Annotated in this window: 21 protein-coding genes and 1 other RNA gene; 17 read left to right on the top strand and 5 right to left on the bottom strand. The window is 67.7% G+C overall.

Annotation, left to right across the window (positions count from 1 at the left end; translation table 11 throughout):
• Positions 1–39: 39 nt before the first annotated feature.
• Complete coding sequence (locus ACM0O9_RS07135; protein ID WP_005418965.1) at positions 40–900, bottom strand: YicC/YloC family endoribonuclease; 861 nt, start codon at positions 898–900, stop codon at positions 40–42.
• Positions 901–1024: 124 nt separating this feature from the next.
• Between ACM0O9_RS07135 and rph the strand changes: the two genes are divergently transcribed.
• The 7 genes from rph (at position 1025) to pepQ (ending at position 8271) form a co-directional block, all read left to right on the top strand.
• On the top strand, positions 1025–1750 hold the full coding sequence (gene rph, locus ACM0O9_RS07130) for a ribonuclease PH (protein ID WP_053461298.1): 726 nt from the start codon (positions 1025–1027) through the stop codon (positions 1748–1750).
• Entirely contained in the window at positions 1747–2136 is a 390-nt protein-coding gene (locus ACM0O9_RS07125) for a VOC family protein (protein WP_065185328.1), read from the top strand. Before rph ends, ACM0O9_RS07125 begins: the two co-directional genes overlap by 4 nt.
• On the top strand, positions 2133–2729 hold the full coding sequence (gene rdgB / locus ACM0O9_RS07120; protein WP_164230429.1) for an RdgB/HAM1 family non-canonical purine NTP pyrophosphatase: 597 nt from the start codon (positions 2133–2135) through the stop codon (positions 2727–2729). The genes ACM0O9_RS07125 and rdgB overlap by 4 nt, the downstream gene beginning before the upstream one ends.
• Before the next feature lie 56 nt (positions 2730–2785).
• Positions 2786–4012, top strand: coding sequence for a radical SAM family heme chaperone HemW (gene hemW / locus ACM0O9_RS07115; RefSeq protein WP_414603959.1), 1227 nt, complete (start codon positions 2786–2788; stop codon positions 4010–4012).
• Between the two features lie 201 nt (positions 4013–4213).
• On the top strand, positions 4214–6493 hold the full coding sequence (locus ACM0O9_RS07110) for a DUF1631 family protein (RefSeq protein ID WP_414603960.1): 2280 nt from the start codon (positions 4214–4216) through the stop codon (positions 6491–6493).
• Complete coding sequence (locus ACM0O9_RS07105) at positions 6490–6864, top strand: PilZ domain-containing protein (RefSeq protein WP_005418979.1); 375 nt, start codon at positions 6490–6492, stop codon at positions 6862–6864. Before ACM0O9_RS07110 ends, ACM0O9_RS07105 begins: the two co-directional genes overlap by 4 nt.
• 75 nt (positions 6865–6939) lie before the next feature.
• Entirely contained in the window at positions 6940–8271 is a 1332-nt protein-coding gene (gene pepQ, locus ACM0O9_RS07100; RefSeq protein ID WP_065185332.1) for a Xaa-Pro dipeptidase, read from the top strand.
• Between the two features lie 566 nt (positions 8272–8837).
• Here pepQ and ACM0O9_RS07095 read toward each other — a convergent pair.
• A complete protein-coding gene (locus ACM0O9_RS07095; protein WP_088123875.1) occupies positions 8838–10160 on the bottom strand; it encodes an aminopeptidase P N-terminal domain-containing protein in 1323 nt (440 codons plus the stop codon).
• Positions 10161–10165: 5 nt separating this feature from the next.
• Positions 10166–10714 (bottom strand): UPF0149 family protein, encoded by a 549-nt coding sequence (locus ACM0O9_RS07090; protein ID WP_005418994.1) that lies wholly within the window; start codon positions 10712–10714, stop codon positions 10166–10168.
• A 154-nt stretch (positions 10715–10868) separates the two neighbouring features.
• On the opposite strand from ACM0O9_RS07090, the gene ACM0O9_RS07085 reads away from it, so the two are divergent.
• The 8 genes from ACM0O9_RS07085 to ACM0O9_RS07050 all read left to right on the top strand — a co-directional run bounded on the left by ACM0O9_RS07085 (position 10869) and on the right by ACM0O9_RS07050 (position 14995).
• Positions 10869–11090, top strand: a complete 222-nt coding sequence (locus ACM0O9_RS07085) for a TIGR02449 family protein (RefSeq protein WP_005418996.1) — start codon at positions 10869–10871, stop codon at positions 11088–11090.
• Positions 11087–11383 carry a cell division protein ZapA gene (locus ACM0O9_RS07080; protein ID WP_005410899.1) on the top strand — a complete coding sequence of 99 codons (297 nt, stop codon included), beginning with the start codon at positions 11087–11089 and terminating at the stop codon, positions 11381–11383. Before ACM0O9_RS07085 ends, ACM0O9_RS07080 begins: the two co-directional genes overlap by 4 nt.
• A 153-nt stretch (positions 11384–11536) precedes the next feature.
• Positions 11537–11722: non-coding RNA, 6S RNA (gene ssrS, locus ACM0O9_RS07075), on the top strand.
• Between the two features lie 83 nt (positions 11723–11805).
• Entirely contained in the window at positions 11806–12399 is a 594-nt protein-coding gene (locus tag ACM0O9_RS07070; RefSeq protein WP_065185333.1) for a 5-formyltetrahydrofolate cyclo-ligase, read from the top strand.
• Positions 12396–12875, top strand: coding sequence for an EVE domain-containing protein (locus ACM0O9_RS07065; RefSeq protein ID WP_005419001.1), 480 nt, complete (start codon positions 12396–12398; stop codon positions 12873–12875). Before ACM0O9_RS07070 ends, ACM0O9_RS07065 begins: the two co-directional genes overlap by 4 nt.
• A 23-nt stretch (positions 12876–12898) precedes the next feature.
• The gene (gene rpiA / locus ACM0O9_RS07060; protein ID WP_005419003.1) at positions 12899–13546 is read left to right on the top strand and encodes a ribose-5-phosphate isomerase RpiA; all 648 of its coding nucleotides are present in this window, start codon (positions 12899–12901) and stop codon (positions 13544–13546) included.
• Between the two features lie 21 nt (positions 13547–13567).
• Entirely contained in the window at positions 13568–14014 is a 447-nt protein-coding gene (locus tag ACM0O9_RS07055; protein WP_005419005.1) for a DUF192 domain-containing protein, read from the top strand.
• 135 nt (positions 14015–14149) lie between these two features.
• Complete coding sequence (locus ACM0O9_RS07050) at positions 14150–14995, top strand: SirB1 family protein (RefSeq protein WP_005419007.1); 846 nt, start codon at positions 14150–14152, stop codon at positions 14993–14995.
• 40 nt (positions 14996–15035) lie between these two features.
• On the opposite strand, the gene ACM0O9_RS07045 is transcribed toward ACM0O9_RS07050, so the two are convergent.
• Positions 15036–15260 carry a rubredoxin gene (locus tag ACM0O9_RS07045; RefSeq protein WP_080104347.1) on the bottom strand — a complete coding sequence of 75 codons (225 nt, stop codon included), beginning with the start codon at positions 15258–15260 and terminating at the stop codon, positions 15036–15038.
• Positions 15261–15294: 34 nt separating this feature from the next.
• Between ACM0O9_RS07045 and thiE the strand changes: the two genes are divergently transcribed.
• Together thiE and hemL are read left to right on the top strand one after the other, a co-directional pair.
• Positions 15295–15921, top strand: a complete 627-nt coding sequence (gene thiE / locus ACM0O9_RS07040; protein WP_005419011.1) for a thiamine phosphate synthase — start codon at positions 15295–15297, stop codon at positions 15919–15921.
• Positions 15922–15937: 16 nt separating this feature from the next.
• Entirely contained in the window at positions 15938–17227 is a 1290-nt protein-coding gene (hemL, locus tag ACM0O9_RS07035) for a glutamate-1-semialdehyde 2,1-aminomutase (protein WP_235649122.1), read from the top strand.
• 101 nt (positions 17228–17328) lie between these two features.
• On the opposite strand, the gene azu is transcribed toward hemL, so the two are convergent.
• Positions 17329–17778: an azurin gene (gene azu, locus ACM0O9_RS07030; RefSeq protein WP_235649121.1), complete on the bottom strand. Its 450-nt coding sequence runs from the start codon at positions 17776–17778 to the stop codon at positions 17329–17331.
• Between the last annotated feature and the right edge of the window lie 119 nt (positions 17779–17897).

Raw genomic sequence — 17897 nt, 5'->3', positions numbered from 1 at the left:
GCGCCCGAAGGCGCCCCGGCTGTAATGCTGGATGCAACATCACTCGATGTTCTGCACCTGTTCGCGGATCTGGTCGATCAGCACCTTCAGCTCCACCGCGGCATTGGACGTACGGCTGTCCACCGACTTCGAGCCCAGCGTATTGGCTTCGCGGTTGAACTCCTGCAGCAGGAAGTCCAGGCGGCGGCCGACCGGCTCGCGCTGCCTGAGCACGCGGCGGATCTCGACAATGTGGCTGCCGAGGCGATCCAGCTCCTCATCCACGTCCAGCTTCTGCAGCCACAGCACCAGTTCCTGCTCGGCGCGGCCGGGGTCGACCGGGTGCGGCAGGTCGGCCAGGCGTGCAGCCAGCTTGGCGCGCTGGCCGTCGCGAATGGCCGGAATCAAGGTGCGCACTTCGGTGGCGATGCGTTCGATGCCGTCCACGCGCTCACTGATGGCCGCCGACAACTTGCCGCCTTCGCGTTCACGCGCCTCGACGAAGCCGTCCAGCACCTGGTCCAGCAGGGCCAGTGCCTCGGCCTGCAGGGCCGCGGCATCGGTGGCCTCGCCACGGGTCACGCCGGGCAGCTGCAGCAGCTCGGTGAAGCTGACCTGCAGGTTGGGGAAATCGGAGGTCAACCGGTGCGCCAGGCGGCCGAGCTGGCCCAGCAGGGCCTCGTCCACCTGCAGGTTGGCCGCTGCTTCCGGCGCACGCAACCGCATCACCAGATCCAGCTTGCCGCGGCTCAGGCGCGCGGCGATGCGCTCGCGCAGCTGCGGTTCCAGCGCCCGCAGTTCCTCGGGCAGGCGGGTGCCGACCTCCAGGAAGCGGTGGTTGACCGAGCGCAGCTCGCAGCCCAGCGTGCCCCACGGGGTGACCCGCTCGCCGCCGGCATAGGCGGTCATGCTTCGAATCATGGAATGTGTCCGGTGCGTGCAAAGGGGGAATGGTACCCTAGCGCCCTCACCAGAGCCCCCTTGCCCGCACCGTGAAGGCCGCGGGCGTGGCGGCGTACTCCCTCGCCATTACGGAACCCGCACCATGTCCGATTCCCGCCCCAGCGGCCGCCAGCCCGACCAGCTCCGCCCGGTCGTCATCCAACGCGGCTTCACCCGCCACGCCGAAGGGTCGGTGCTGGTGTGCTTCGGTGAAACCCGCGTGCTGTGCACCGCCAGCGTCGAGAACCGCGTGCCGGGCTTCCTGCGCGGCAAGGGCGAAGGCTGGGTCACCGCCGAGTACGGCATGTTGCCGCGCGCCACCCATACCCGCAGTGATCGCGAAGCGGCCCGCGGCAAGCAGGGCGGCCGCACGCTGGAGATCCAGCGCCTGATCGGCCGCAGCCTGCGTGCCTGCGTGGACCGCAACGCGCTGGGCGAGCGCACCATCACCCTGGACTGCGACGTGCTGCAGGCCGACGGTGGCACCCGCACCGCCGCCATCACCGGCGCCTACGTGGCCCTGGTTGATGCAGTGAACGTGCTGATCAAGCGCGGCGACATCAAGCGCAACCCGATCCTGGGCGCAGTGGCGGCGGTGTCGGTGGGCGTGTACCGCGGCACCCCGGTGCTGGACCTGGACTACGCCGAAGACAGCGACTGCGACACCGACATGAACGTGGTGATGAACGACGGCGGCGGCTTCATCGAGCTGCAGGGCACCGCCGAAGGCCACGCCTTCCGTCGCGATGAACTGGACGCGCTGCTGGGCCTGGCCGAAAAGGGCGTGGCCGAGCTGCTGGCCGCGCAGCAGGCGGCGCTGTCGGCATGAACCGGCGCCTTGCCCTGACCACCCTGGTGGTGGCCGACTATGACGAAGCCATTGCCTGGTACACCGCCAAGCTCGGCTTCGCGCTGCTGGAGGACATCGACCAGGGCCACAAGCGCTGGGTGGTGGTCGGCCCGACCGACGGCAGCGCCGCCGCCCTGCTGCTGGCCCGTGCCAGCGACGAGGCGCAGCGCAGCCGCATCGGCAACCAGACCGGTGGCCGCGTCGCCTTCTTCCTCAACACCGACGACTTCCACCGCGACCACGCGGCGATGCTTGCCGCGGGAGTCGAATTCCTGGAAGCGCCGCGCGAAGAACCCTATGCAACGGTCGCGGTGTTCCGCGATCTGTATGGCAACACCTGGGACCTGCTGGAGCCCCGTCAATGAAGAAACTGGTACTGGCCAGCCACAACGCCGGCAAGCTGGTGGAGATGCAGGAGATCCTCGCCGGCCTGCCGCTGCAGATCACCTCGGCCGCCGAACTGGGCCTGGGCGACGTGGAAGAGACCGGCCTGACCTTCGTCGAGAATGCGCTGCTGAAGGCACGCGCGGCCTGCGAAGCGACCGGCCTGCCGGCACTGGCCGATGATTCGGGCCTGATCGTCGACGCACTCGGCGGCGCGCCCGGCCTGTACAGCGCGCGCTATGCCGGCCACCCGACCAACGCCGCGGCCAACAACGCCAAGCTGCTGGACGCGATGGCCGACATTCCCGACGGCCAGCGCAGCGCCCGCTTCTATGCGGTGATCGTGCTGCTGCGCCACGCCACCGACCCGCAGCCGTTGATCTGTGAAGGCCGCTGGGAAGGACAGATCATCCGCGAGCTGCGTGGCACGAATGGTTTTGGCTACAACCCGGTATTCCTGGACACCACCCACGGCCTGACCGCCGCGGAAATGGAGCCGGCACTGAAGAATGCCATCAGCCACCGTGCCATTGCCCTGCACCAGCTCAAGCAGCAGCTGGCGACGCTGTACTGACGCCACCCGATCGAACCAGGGAAGCCGGCCAGTGGCCGGCACTACCGAACAAGCCCATGCCGCACGACCACGACCACTGCAACCACCTGCCGGGCGAAGCCTGCTCCGCTGACCACGACAGCCCGCCGCGACTGGTGCCACCACCGCTGTCGCTGTACGTGCACCTGCCGTGGTGCGTGCGCAAATGCCCCTACTGCGATTTCAATTCGCACCAGGCCAAGGGCGAGCTGCCGTTCGATGGCTACATCGATGCGCTTCTGCGCGATCTCGACCAGGACCTGCCGCTGGTCTGGGGCCGGGTGGTGCACAGCGTGTTCTTCGGCGGCGGCACCCCCAGCCTGTTCCCGCCGGAAGCAATCGACCGTTTCCTGCAGCAGGCCAGCGCACGCCTGCGCTTCGCGCCCAATGCCGAAATCACCCTGGAAACCAACCCGGGCACCGCCGAGCATGGCCGCTTCGACCGCTACCGCGCGGCCGGCGTGAACCGCCTCAGCTTCGGCATCCAGAGTTTCGACGACTCCATGCTCAAGCGCCTGGGCCGCATCCACGACAGTGGCGAAGCCGAGCGCGCGGTGAAGATGGCGCAGGACGCGGGCTACGACAACTTCAACATCGACCTGATGTACGCGCTGCCGGAACAGACCCTGGCCGGTGCCGAGGCCGATCTGGAACGCGCATTTGCACTGCAACCGGCCCATATCTCGCACTACCAGCTGACCCTGGAACCGAACACGGTGTTCTTCGCGCGGCCGCCGCAGGGCATTCCCGATGAAGACAACGCCTGGGACATGCAGGAGCACTGCCAGACGCTGCTGGCGCAGGCCGGTTTCAACCAGTACGAAGTCAGCGCCTACGCACGCCCTGGCCGCCAGAGTGCGCACAACCTGAACTACTGGCGTTTCGGTGACTACCTGGGCATCGGTGCTGGCGCGCACGGCAAGATCAGCTCGGGTGCCGAAGAACACGTGCTGCGCCGCTGGAAGCTGAAGCACCCGCAGGCCTACCTGGACAGCGCGGGCACCCCGGCCTCGTTCGGTGGTGACGACGTGATCGCGCCGGAGCGGCTGCCGTTCGAGTACATGCTCAACCTGCTGCGCCTGCACGAAGGTTTCGGCCTGCGCGATTTCGAGTCGCGTACCGGGCTGCCACGCAGCGTGCTGGACGCACCGCTGGCCGAGGCCGTCCAGCGCGGCTGGCTGGATGTGGCGGACGGCCACGTACAGCCAACCGAGCTGGGCCGCCGATTCACCAATGATGTGGTGAGCCTGTTCCTGGAGGAATAGACCTTGCGCCGTAGCGGGTAGTGCCGGCCGCTGGCCGGCACTCCGGTGGAGACAGCGCTGCCGGCCAGCGACCGGCACTACCGTTCATCCGTCGTCCCTCCCCAGCAGACGCGAGACACGTTCACCCTAAAGTAGCGCCGACTGCGGCCGACACGGTAGATTCACAAGATCGATCCGCGGGAATCCGGGTACCGCTCGCCGATGTCAGCTGTCTTTTCCATTACCTCTGCCGACAAAACCCGCCTGGCCGCCAGCGACCTGCCACCGCGGGTGCGTGAGCTGCTGGGCGCATTGATCGGCCTGTGCCGGCAGACGCTGGCCGCGCCGCTGATCCTGACCGTCGAAGCGTTGGAGCAGACGCTGCTGCACGACGCGGATCGCGCGCGCAATCCGCAGCTGCAGGCGGAGCTGATGGCCCAGCGCGGCCAGTTGCATGCCTTCTCCGGTCATTTCGCTGACCGCATGCTTGATGCCGTGGCCGATGCGCTGATACGGCTGCGCGAACCCACGGCCCACTTCAGCCCCGGTTCCACGCCGCCGCCGCAGCCCGGCATGCTCGGGCTGTCGCTGGTCGATGAACATGAAGTGGACCGCGACCTGCTGCTGACCGAGATGGTGCGGAGGGAGACGCTGCGTTCGACCAACACGCTGAACCTGCTGGGCCAACGCCTGGGCGTACTGGCGGCGGCACCGGCCTTCGAGGCCGACACCCTGCCGCTGGCACCACAGGCACTGTGCGCCATGCTGCGCCGGATTGCCGAACAGGATTCGCTCACTGTCGACGTTCAGCTGGCGCTGTACCGCAGCTTCGAACGCCAGGTGCTGGAACGCCTGGGCGACATCCTCGACCGTGCCAATGCCCTGTTGGCCCAGCATGGCGTGCTGCCCGGCCTGGTCTACACCCCCTATCTGGCGCGTTCATCGAGCACCCGGCGGATCATCACCCAGTCGGTGGGCGGTGGTCGCGCCACGCAGCCGGCAAAGCGTGCCGCCGCGCCGCTGACCGGCTGGAACGGATCGGCACCGGCCGGCTCCTGGTCGAGCCTGGTGCAGGACGCTTTCCAGGATGACAGCACGGCCGGCGCGGCCTTGCCGGGCTTGACCACCTCCACGGGCAGCGCGCTGCATGCGCTGCTGCAGCAGGCACGCCATGCCAGCGCAGCACCTGCGGATCGCGATGCAGTGCCGAGCGCGGCCGTGGATGCGGTCCTCGCACGCTTGCAGGCGCAGTCCAGCGCCGCCACCGGCGTAGCCGACCTGCAGGCAGCCGTGGTGGCGCAACTGCGCAGCGAGCATGGCACGCAGGCCCAGCTGGGCAGCCACGACCGCGACAGCCTCGACCTGCTGCGCATGCTGATGCAGCAGGTGCAGCAGCAGCAGCGTCCGGACCCGGTGCCGGCCGCCCTGCTGGCGCGCCTGCAGGTGCCGCTGGCACGTGCGGCAATGGCCGACCCCGGCTTCTTCGTGCGCGACGAGCACCCCGCGCGCGAACTGCTCAACCAGATTGCCGAAGTCGGCGCCAACTGGCTGGGCGACGATGATGTCGACCCGCAGTTGCTGCAGCGCATGGCACAGAGCGTGCAGGGCCTGCTGGGCCAGGATGCGCGGGCGCCGGAGGCCTTCGCCAGCGCGAACGAGGAAGTGCAGCAGCATCAGCGCGCCGCAGCGCATCGCGCCGAGCTGGCCGAGCGCCGCCATGTGGAAGCTGCACGCGGCAAGGAGCGGCTGGAGCTGGCCCGGCGCCAGGCCAGTGCACAGATCGACCAGTGCTGCGACGCGCAGGAGCCGCCCCGCTTCGTGCAGACCCTGCTGCGCCAGGCCTGGGCCGATGCCCTCACCCTGACCCGCCTGCGCCACGGCGACGATTCACCGCAGTGGCAGGAACGCCTGCAGCAGACCCAACGCATCGCCGCCATCACCGCGCAACCCGTTGATGCACCCGGCGGCACCGATGCAACGCTTGCTGCCGAGGTCGAGGCCGCCCTGCTGCAGGTCGGCTACCACGCCGAGGAAGCCGCCGCCGTCGCACGCAGGCTGGCCACGCCTGGCGGCGAGGACGAGAGCACCTCGCGTACCGAACTCAGTGCCCGCCTGAAGGCACGCGCGCGCCTGGGCGAGCACGCCGGTACGGCCGCCGGCACGACGCCCGCCACACCTCGCAGCAGTGCCGAGGAAGCCGCTTACCAGCAGCTGTCCTCCCTGCCCTTCGGCAGCTGGTTCGACATCGATACCGGCGATGGCACACTGCGCCGCCAGCGCCTGTCCTGGTACAGCCTGCTGACCGGCCACGCCCTGCTGGTCAATCCGCGCGGGCAGAAGATCGCCGATACCGACCTGGATACGCTGGCCCGGCAGATCAGTGCCGGCCAGGCGCAGCTGGTCACTGAGGACAAGGCCCGGCTGGTTGACCGTGCCTGGGAGGCCAGCCTTGGCGCATTGCGTGCACTGGCGGCCGGCCATACGCAGGAGACTTCCGCATGATCACCCAACCGCCGCAGGATACCCGCCGCGCGCCGCGCCGCCAGGTCTCGGACCTGGTACCGGTCACCGACCAGATGCGCGAAAGCGTGGTCGGCCGGCTCGGCAATATCTCCGAAACCGGCATGCTGATGCTGGCCAGCGCACCGTTGCGCGAGGATGCGCTGTACCAGTTGCGCTTCCCCTTGCCGCTGGGCGATGGCCGCCACCAGGACATCGACGTGGGCGTGCACCTGCTGTGGAGCGAACCCGCACACGCCCCCGGACAGAGCTGGACCGGCTTCCGCTTCCTCACCCTGTCGCGCGAGCATCGGCAGCTGCTGCGCCAGTGGGTGGGCGAAGACAGCGACGAGGGGCCGGTTTCGACGGCCTGAGTGCCGGTTCCAGCACAGCGGTTTTTCCCGCTATGCGGCAGAATCTAGGGCCGTTTTCCGTGTCGAGCCACCGCAATGATCCAGCAAGACCCCGGCGCCCTGTATCCCGACCACCTGGCCGTGCTGTGCCGACGTGCCGAACAGGCGCTGGCCCGCGGCGGCTTCGACCACCTGGTGGTGCCCAGCGGCACTCTGCACTACCAGGTGTTCGATGATCGCGACTACCCGTACGCGGTCAATCCGCAGTTCAAGGCCTGGCTGCCGCTGACCCGCGTGCCCAACAGCTGGATCGTGTTCAGCCCCGGCAAGCGCCCGGCGGTGATCTTCCACCAGCCCTTCGACTACTGGCACGTGGTGCCGGATGCCCCCAGCGGCTGGTGGGTGGATCACTTCGACATCCACATCATCCGCAAGCCGGAAGACGCGCTGGCGCTGCTGCCGGCCGATCCATCGCGCTGCGCGATCCTCGGCGAGCCGCAGAGCGCGCTGGGCAACTACGTACCGAACAACCCGGCGCCGGTGGTGAACTACCTGGAATGGCACCGCGGCAGCAAGACACCGTATGAGATCGCACTGATGCGCCAGGCCCAGGTGCTGGGCGTGCGCGGCCACCGCGCTGCGGAGGCCGCATTCCGCAATGGCGCCGACGAGTTCAGCATCCACATGGCGTACTGCCAGGCAGTCGGCCAGGATGCCAATGAGCTGCCGTACGGCAACATCGTGGCGCTGAATGAACATGCCGCTGTGCTGCATTACACCGAGCTGGGCCGCAAGGCACCGCAGCCGCTGCGCAGCTTCCTGATCGATGCCGGCGCCAGTGCCCACGGCTACGCCAGCGACATCACCCGTACCTACGCCGCGCAGAGCCACGACGAGTTTGCGGCGATGATCGCCGCCGTCGACGCCGCCCAGCAGCGGATGTGCGCAGCGGTGCGCCCGGGCTGCGACTACAAGCAGCTGCACGTGGACGCACATCTTTCGCTGATGGGCGTACTGAAGGACTTCGGCGTGATCAAGGTCTCGCCGCAGACCGCGCTGGAGACCGGCGTCAGCGCCGCGTTCTTCCCGCATGGTATCGGCCACCTGATCGGCCTGCAGGTGCACGACGTGGCCGGTTTCGCGGCCAGCGACGAAGGCGGCCGCATCGAGCGCCCGGCGGGCCACCCGTACCTGCGCCTGACCCGCGTGCTGGAACCGGGCATGGTGGTGACCATCGAACCGGGCCTGTACTTCATCGACATGCTGTTGAACGAAGTGAAGGACGCCGGCCACGGCGATGCGATCAACTGGGACCGCGTGGACTTCTTCCGTCCGTATGGCGGCATCCGCATCGAAGACGAAGTGCTGTGCACTGATGGCGAGGCGGACAACCTGACGCGGCCGGCGTTTGCGGCGGCGAACGGCTGAGCCCCTCGTGGTTTGACGCTTGGAGCAAAAGCCGCGCTTGGTGGGGCGGGTGGGCCATGCAGGGGACGCTGCAAGTACGTCCCTGTAAGCTCGATGGCGCCATCCATGGCGCCAACGCCCCTGCATGGCCCACCCGCCCCACCTTTGACAGTTTCCTGCGCGCGTCCAACCACGGAAAAGGAAAAGAAAAGCAAAAGCGGGTCGCTTGCTGCGCTCGCTCTGTGTTGACCAAGGTCGACACCCACCAACAGCCGCGCGCGCCAACAACCGCAATTGCCAGTAGATTCACGCCATGCGTGGATGATTCATTCGATGTCAGACAGATGTGCCGACCAACGGTCGGCACCCACCGACAGCGCACGGGATCTGTCAGAGGCGGGGCGGTGTGGGTGGGCAGGACCGTTGGCGCCATGGATGGCGCCATCGAGCCCCCATGGATGGGTTTACGGCGTGTCCTGACCACCCACACCGCCCCGCCATCCCACGCAATGCCGCTCTTGCTTCGGCCGTTGCCGTTGCTTCGGCTTGCAGCGGGTGCAGGGCCGCAAGCCCTGCAGAAAAACACCCTACCCCGCCATCACCGCTTCGATCTCATCGGCGCTGCGCGCCAGGCCTTCGGTCAGCACGCGATGACCGTCATCGGTGATCAGCACATCGTCTTCAGTGCGGATGCCGATACCGCGCCAACGCGGTTCCACCGTCGTGTCGTCCACGCCGATGTACAGCCCCGGCTCGATGGTGAACGCCATGCCAGGCTCCAGAAGGCGTGAATCACCGGCGAGGCGGTAATCGCCTACATCGTGCACGTCCAATCCGATCCAGTGGCCGGTCTTGTGCCGGTAGAAGCGCTGGTACAGGCCTTCGGACAGATTCTTTTCCAGCGTGCCCTTCAGCAGGCCCAGCCGCAGCAGGCCCTCGGTCAAGGTCTGCACTGCGGCCAGATGGCCGGCCTCGTAGGGCACGCCCGGCTTGGCCTGGGCCAGCGCCGCCGCCTGCGCTTCACCGACCAGGTCGTGCAGCGCGCGCTGCTCGGCACTGAAGCGGCCGTTCACCGGGAAGGTGCGGGTGATGTCGCTGGCGTAGCCGCGGTACTCGGCACCTGCATCGATCAGCACCAACTCGCCATCGCGCGACCGCGCGTTGTTGTCGCGGTAATGCAGGATGCAGCCGTTGCGGCCGGCACCGACGATGCTGCAATACGCAGGCACCGCATCGCTGGCGCGGAACACGCGTTCCAGCTCGGCCTGCAGCTCGTACTCGTGGATGCCGGCCCTGGCGGCCTTCATCGCCGCCAGATGCGCACGCACGCTGATCTGTGCGGCGTGGTGCATCAGTGCCACTTCGGCGCCGGATTTGAACAGGCGCTGCTCGTGCAGCAGGTGGCCCAGCTCCAGGAACTCATGTGGCGGCTGCGCACCGTGGCGTACCTGCGAACGCACGCGGTTGACCCAGCCGATCAGCTTCAGATCGAAGTCGGCGTCGCGGCCGAAGTGGTAGTAGACGCGCGAGCGCCCTTCCAACAGGCCCGGCAGGATGTCGTCCAGATCATCGATCGGGTAGGCATCGTCCATGCCGTACTGCGCTACCGCGCCTTCCTGGCCGGCGCGGCTGCCGTCCCATGCCTCGCGCTCGGCATCGCGCTCGCGGCAGAACAGGATGGCCTCGCCATGGCGGCGGCCCGGAATCAGCACCAGCACCGCTTCCGGTTCCGGGAAGCCGGTCAGGTACTGGAAATCCGAATCCTGGCGGAACGGATAATGGGTATCGAGGCTGCGCACCTTCTCGGCTGCGGCCGGCAGTACCAGGATCGCATCCTCGCCAGCCATGTCCATCAGCTGGCGGCGGCGACGCTTGTATTCGCCGGCCGCGATGCCGGTGCGCTGCTTGATATCCATCAGTTCAGGCGCTGCCGATGGCGCGCGGCCAGCACCACGTCGCCGTGCAGCAGCAGCACCGCCACGCGGATGAATTCCTCGATCTCCGACAGGGCTTCGTCGTCGTCATCGCCGCCGGCCTCGAAATCCTCACTGGACGCACGCGCCAGGCTGGCCATGTCGGTCAGCGCTTCTTCGCCCTCTTCGGACAGGGCCGGGCGGCGGCCGCCGCTGCCCAGGCCGAAGCCGCCCAGGAACGAGCGGGTCCAGCTGAACATGGCATCGGCCTGCGCGGACACGTCGTCGCTGTCGGCGAGCAGCAGTTCGAAGGCGAAGTCGCGGTCTTCCAGCTGCTTGATGGTGGCCTGCAGCAGCTGCCCCAGCACGCTGTCGGCGGCCACCGGTGGCAGGGTGTCGTCGGCCAGCACGCGCGCCGGCCAATCGTTGCCGGGGGCACCGCCGGCGGCCAGCCAGCCGCACAGCGCTCCGTGCAGCTCGGCAGCGGTAGCGCCCAGGCCCAGCGCCTGGCTGGCGCGGGTAACGTCGTCGACGGAGGGAAGTTCGGTCATCGTGCGGCTCGTTCGGAATAAGGAAACCCGGGGTGCGCACGCGCGCGCCCGTGAGACCCTGTAGTGTAGCAACCCTGCGTCATCCTCTCGTGGCCGTCCGGCCTTGCTGCGACAGCGCTTGACCGCCCTCACCCGGCTTGCCTATCGTGCCCGCATGGAACCCGCCGATCCCCTTGCCCAGCTGCAGGACTTTGCCGCCCGCGTGGACGCGTTGCTTGAACGCAACCAGCGCCTGGCCGAGGAGAACCGCAGCCTGCGCCACCAGCAGGAACAGCTGGTGGCCGAGCGCTCGACGCTGCTGGCCAAGAACGAACAGGCGCGCTCGCGGGTGGAAGCGATGATCAGCCGGCTCAAATCCCTGGAGCAGCACACATGAGCGCCGAACCGGTCAGTGTCCGCATCCTCGATCGTGAATACACCGTGGGCGTTGGCGGCGACGAACGCGACAGCCTGATGGCTGCTGCGCGCCTGCTCGATGCGCGCATGCGCGAGATCCGCGGCAGCAACCGCATGGCCGCCGTCGACCGCGTCGCCGTGCTGGCCGCGCTGAACCTGGCCCACGAACTGCAGCTGCTGCGCGACGAGAACGCCCGCCAGGCCGTGGCGCTGCAGCAGACGCTGGCCGACCTGAACCGGCGCCTGGACCGCGCCATCGACGGCACCCCATAGAAAAAGGGGACGGAGGGAATTAAGGCGCATTCGCCCCTTCCGTGCTGGAAACGCCTTAATTCCCTCCGTCCCCTTTTTGCTTGTCTGAATTGGCACGGACTGTTGCCGACGAACGGCCTATCCAGATCCTGCGTGCTGGCTATAATGGCCACGCGTTCTCTGCGGTACTCGACGGCATGTGCAAACATTCGCCTTGTCCCTTAAGAACGACACCGGGAGCGCGACAGCGCCGGGAGTGCAGGTCCGCCTTGTAGCGGGAAGCCCGATGGTTCTCCAGCGTTCCCACTTGAGCCCCCGGGTTCAAGGTCGTTTCGCATGCATCGACATTGCGGAGAATGCAATATTCCAGCAAGGGCGGCGTCTTCGGGCGTCGCCCTTGTTCTTTCCGGCACAATGACGGCTGATCCTTGCCGCTCGCTGCCATGACCGACCCGCGCCAGGCCCTGCGCCACGACCTGCGGCAACGCCGCCGTGACCTTAACGCTGGTAAGCGCATCGCCGCCGCCGAATCGCTTGCCGATGCCCTGCTCGCCCTGCCGTTCGCCCCGCGCGAAGGCGCCGTGGCCGGCTACTGGGCGCTGGATGGCGAAATCGCCCTGCACCGCTGGCAGCTGCAGCTGCCCGAAGGACTCACCTACTGCCTGCCGGTGCTGGCCGGCGACGTGCTGCGCTTCGCACCATGGCGGCCCGGGCATCCGCTGACCAGCAACCGCTATGGCATCCCCGAGCCGGACGTGGCCGTGGAAGACACCCTGGAACCGGAACGGATGGCGCTGGTCGTGACCCCATTGGTGGGTTTCGACGCACAGTGCCGCCGGCTGGGCATGGGGGGCGGCTGGTATGATCGCAGCTTCGCCTTCCGCCACGACCGGCCGGCGCCGCCCTGGCTGGTCGGTGCTGCGTTCGCGGTGCAGCAGGTCGAGTCCTTGCCGGTGGCGTCGTGGGACGTGCCGGTGGATGCGATCTGCACCGAAGACGGCACCCTGTTCCCCTCCGCTGCCCCCGTGAACGCATGACCGCCCGCAAGCGCTACTGGCTGATGAAGTCCGAACCGGACGCCTTCTCCATCGATGACCTGGCAAAGGTCAAGGTCGAACCCTGGAACGGGGTGCGCAACTACCAGGCGCGCAATTTCATGCGCGATGGCATGCAGGTGGGCGACGGCATCCTGTTCTACCACTCCAACACCAAGGTGCCCGGCATCGTCGGCCTGGCCACCGTCGCCAGCCCAGCCTACCCGGACGACACCCAGTTCGACCCGAAATCCGACTACCACGACCCCAAGAGCACGCGCGAAAACCCGCGCTGGATGCTGGTGGACGTGGCCTTCGACCGCAAGCTCAAGCAGGTGATCGCGCTGGACGAGATCAAGCTGCACGCTGACGAGCTCGGCGAGGGCTTCCCGCTGGTTGCCAAGGGCAATCGCCTGTCGGTGTTCCCGGTGACCGCCGCGCAGTGGAAGCTGCTGCTGTCGCTGGAAAAGAAATCCTGATTCCCCGCCTGAGAGTTCTTCCCATGTCCGAAGCCAAGCGCCTGGCCGCCGAGAAAGCCATCGAGTACGTCGAAGACGGCATGATCGTCGGTGTCGGCACCGGTTCCACCGTGGCCTATTTCATCGATGCCCTGGCCCGCATCCAGCACCGCATCAAGGGCGCCGTGTCCAGCTCCGAGCAGAGCACCGCACGCCTGAAGCAGCACGGCATCGAGGTGATCGAGCTGAACCACAGTGGCAACCTGTCGCTGTACGTCGATGGCGCCGACGAGTGCGACCCGAACAAGTGCCTGATCAAGGGCGGCGGCGCCGCACTGACCCGCGAGAAGATCATTGCCGAGGCCAGCGAGCGCTTCATCTGCATCGTCGACCCGAGCAAGCAGGTGCCGGTGCTGGGCAAGTTCCCGCTGCCGGTGGAAGTGATCCCGATGGCGCGCAGCCTGGTCGCCCGCCAGATCCGCGACATGACCGGCGGCCAGCCGACCTGGCGCGAGGGCGTGGTCACCGACAACGGCAACCAGATCCTGGACATCCACAACCTGCAGATCACCGATCCGGAAAAGCTGGAGCGCGAGCTCAACCAGTTGCCGGGCGTGGTCTGCGTCGGCCTGTTCGCGCGCCGTCGCGCCGATGTGGTGATCGTCGGTGGCGAGCCGCCGGTCGTGCTCTGACCCTTCCCAAGGATCCTGACAATGTCGCTGTTGCGTTCGCTGCTGATGCTTCCGCTGCTGGCCCTGGCCGGCTGCGCCACCGACGCGGCCCGCCATTGGGTCGAGCTGGACGGCGCCCGCTACCAGGTCGAGCTGGCCACCAACGATGAAACCCGCGCGCGCGGGCTGATGTTCCGCGACCAGATGGCGGCCGACCACGGCATGCTGTTCATCCACGACCGCGAGGAAATGCAGGCGTACTGGATGAAGAACACCAAGATCGCGCTGGACATCCTTTACTTCGACAGCCAGCGCAAGCTGGTCAGCCAGCAGCGCGACGTACCGCCGTGCTCGGCCGGCGACATGTGCCCGCCCTATCCCAGCGGCGGCCCGGCGCGTTATGTGCTGGAACTCAACGCCGGCCAGGCCGAGAAGCTGCAGCTCAAGGACGGCACGGAGCTGAAATTCGGTCCGGGCATCGAAAAATAACGGTAGTGCCGGCCGCTGGCCGGCAATCCAACCCGACCGGGGTCAGATCCCTTTCGCAAGCGAAAGGGATCTGACCCCTGAATTTTTCACGCGACACCGCTTGAAACCGCCTGCGAATGACGCCAGTCTGTGGCCATGCAGGACCGGATCACACTCCCCGACTGGGATGCCTTGGCCGACCTCGAAGACGAGGCGCTGCCACTGTTGCCGACCGCGCTGCTGATCGCGCGCGATGAATACCCCGATCTGCAGCCGTCCACCTACGACGCGCTGATCCAGAGCCATGTCGAGCACCTCCGCTCGGAAGTGGAGAGCATCGACAACAGCCCGCTGAAGATGGCGGCGATCAACCGCCACCTGTTCGACGAGCTGGGCTACAGCGGCGACCACGACGAGTACTACGACCCGCGCAACAGCTACCTCAACCAGGTATTCGAGCGCCGCCTGGGCAACCCGATCTCGCTGGCGCTGGTGCAGATGGAAGTCGCGCGCCGGCTGGGTATTCCGCTCGATGGCGTGTCCTTCCCCGGCCACTTCCTGGTGCGCCTGCCGGTGGACGACGGCGTGCTGGTGATGGACCCGTTCAACGGCGGCCGGCCGCTGGACGTGGACGAACTGCGCGAGCGGGCCAAGTCACACCTGGGCGGGCAGATGCCCGACGACCAGGTGCTGGCGCAGATCCTCGACCCGGCGCCCGCGCGCGCGATCCTGATGCGCATGCTGCGCAACCTGCACGGCGTGTATGCCGAAGCCGGCGAGTGGGACCGCGCCGCGCGCAGTGCCGACCGCCTGCTGAAGCTGGCCCCGGAGCAGGACGATGCGCTGCGCGACCGCGGCCTGGCCTACCTGCAGCTGGAGTACCTGGCCGGTGCCCGCCACGATCTGGGCCAGTACCTGAAGCGCAACCCGGAAGCCAGCGACGCGCAGTGGCTGCGCGAGAAGCTGATCGACCTCGGCGGGCCTATGCCGCGGCTGCATTGAGGGAGGCGGTGTGCGGACCGACAGTCCACACCTACCCTCATCAATCGACCTCGACCATCTCGAAATCAGCCTTGGTCACCCCGCAATCCGGGCAGGTCCAGGTCTCGGGAATGTCCTCCCAGCGCGTCCCTGGCATGATGCCTTCCTCCGGCAAGCCTTCTGCTTCGCTGTACAGGAAGCCGCAGACCACGCACATCCAGGTGCGCAAGGTGGTGGGGGTGGCATCGCTCATCGGATAATCAGGACTGGATTCACGGGCCGCCATTGTCCCATCGCGGTCCACTCACCGGTAGCCATCGATGACTTCTGCTTCCCCGGCGCCCCGCGGCGTCTACCTGATCACCCCGGACGAGCCCGATACCACACGCCTGCTGGCCCGTACCGCGCCGCTGCTGGCCGCGGGCGCCACCTGGCTGCAGTACCGCAACAAGACCGCAAGCGACGCGCTGCGGCGGGAGCAGGCCACCGCGCTGCAGGCACTGTGCGCAGACCACGGCGTACCGCTGATCGTCAACGACGACCCGGCGCTGGCCAAGGCCGTGGGCGCGGCGGGCGTGCACCTGGGCGGCACCGACGGCGACATCCCCAGCGCGCGCGCCCTGCTCGGCCCCGAGGCCATCATCGGCGCCTCCTGCTATGACCAGCTGGCCAATGCCGAGAGGGCCGTGGCCGCCGGCGCCAGCTACGTGGCCTTCGGCGCGTTCTTCCCGACCACCACCAAGATCACCACCAGCCGCGCCCATACCGACCTGCTGCGGCAAAGCGCCGCACTGGGCGTGCCGCGGGTGGCGATCGGTGGCCTGACGCCGGACAATGTCGGTCCCATCATCGACGCCGGCGCCGATCTGGTCGCCGTGGTCAGCAGCGTGTTCGCCGCCGAAGACCCGGTCGCGACCCAGCGCGCCTACCTCGCCCAGTTCGCGTAATGCCCAGGAAAGCCCCATGAACCACGACCAGTCCCACGCCCTGTTCTCCCGCGCCCAGCAGCTGTTGCCGGGCGGCGTCAATTCGCCGGTGCGCGCGTTCAAGTCGGTCGGCGGCGAGCCGTTCTTCGTTGAACGCGCCGACGGTGCCTACCTGTACGACGTCGATGGCAACCGCTACATCGACTACGTCGGCTCCTGGGGCCCGATGATCGTCGGCCACAACCATCCGGCGGTACGCCAGGCGGTGAAGAAGGCGATCGACAACGGCCTGTCGTTCGGCGCGCCATGCGCGGCCGAAGTCACCATGGCCGAGACCATCACCCGCCTGGTGCCGTCGTGCGAGATGGTGCGCATGGTCAACTCCGGCACCGAGGCCACCCTGTCGGCGATCCGGCTGGCGCGTGGCGCCACCGGCCGCAACCGCATCGTCAAGTTCGAAGGCTGCTACCACGGCCACGGCGACTCGTTCCTGGTCAAGGCCGGCAGCGGCATGTTGACCCTGGGCGTGCCGACCTCGCCGGGCGTCCCGGCCGGGCTGAGCGAACTGACCCTGACCCTGCCCTACAACGACTTCGAAGCGGCCACTGCGCTGTTCGAGCAGCAGGGCGATGACATCGCCGGCCTGATCATCGAACCGGTGGTCGGCAACGCCAACTGCATCCCGCCGCGAGAGGGCTACCTGCAGCACCTGCGCGAACTGTGCACGAAACACGGCGCGCTGCTGATCTTCGACGAAGTGATGACCGGCTTCCGCGTTGCCCTCGGCGGTGCGCAGGGGCACTACGGCATCACCCCGGACCTGACCACCTTCGGCAAGATCATCGGCGGCGGCATGCCGGTGGGCGCCTACGGCGGTCGCCGCGAGCTCATGCAGCAGATCGCCCCGGCCGGCCCGATCTACCAGGCCGGCACGCTGAGCGGCAACCCGGTGGCGATGGCCGCTGGCCTGGCGATGCTGGAGCTGATCCGGCAGCCGGGCTTCCACGCCGACCTGGCCGAGCGCACCGCACGCCTGTGCGCCGGTCTGGAAGCGGCCGCCGCCGAAGCCGGCGTGGCGGTGACCACCACCCGCGTGGGCGCGATGTTCGGGCTGTTCTTCACCGATGAGAAGGTGGAGACCTATGCGCAGGCCACCGCCTGTGACATCCCAGCGTTCAACCGCTTCTTCCACGCGATGCTGGAGCAGGGCGTGTTCCTGGCGCCGTCGGCGTACGAGGCCGGTTTCCTGTCCAGCGCGCACGACGATGCCGTGATCGAGGCCACCCTCGCCGCCGCACGCGTAGCATTCAAGGCCGCCAAGGGCTGAGACACCCTCTGGTAGGTGCCAACCTTGGTTGGCACAAAAAGGGGACGGAGGGGATTGAGTCGTTTATGCACAAACGACTTAATCCCCTCCGTCCCCTTTTTTCAACCGAAGACGAACTTGCCCTTCATCATCGCGAAGTGGCCGGGGAACGAGCAGAAGAAGGTGTAGTCGCCGCCCTTCTGCAGGCCCTGGGTGGAAAAGCGCACGCGCGTGGTCTCGCCACCACCAATTATTTTGGTGTGCGCCAGCACGCGCTTGTCAGCCTTCGGCAGGTAGCTGTCGGCCAGGGTCATGCGCATGCCTGCCAGTGCCACCGGCTGGTAATCGGCAGTGCGGGTCAGCACCCAGTTATGGCCCATCGCGGTAGTGGCCAGCTTGCCGGTGTGGCGCAGGGTCAGGTCCACGGCAGTGCAGTCGGCGGCAAGCTTGATCTCGCGAGTGCTGAAGCTCATCTGGTCGGTGCTGTCGATGCTCACTGCACACACCCGCGCCATCGCCGACGGCGCCAGCATCAGCGCGCCCAGTCCCACTGCCACCCACCAAGCCTTCATCGTTGCCTCTCCTGCGGATTCAAGCGCCATTCTAGGCAGGCCCCTGCGGCCGCGTCTGCGACCGTCTGTCGCATGCCCACTCCAGGGTTCCTCGCGCACTCACTGCAATGGCATGCTCG

It is taken from the genome of Stenotrophomonas sp. FR012 (assembly GCF_047520565.2).
GTDB classification, from domain to species: Bacteria; Pseudomonadota; Gammaproteobacteria; order Xanthomonadales; family Xanthomonadaceae; genus Stenotrophomonas; species Stenotrophomonas sepilia.
This window is presented reverse-complemented; position numbering and strand designations above follow the sequence as displayed.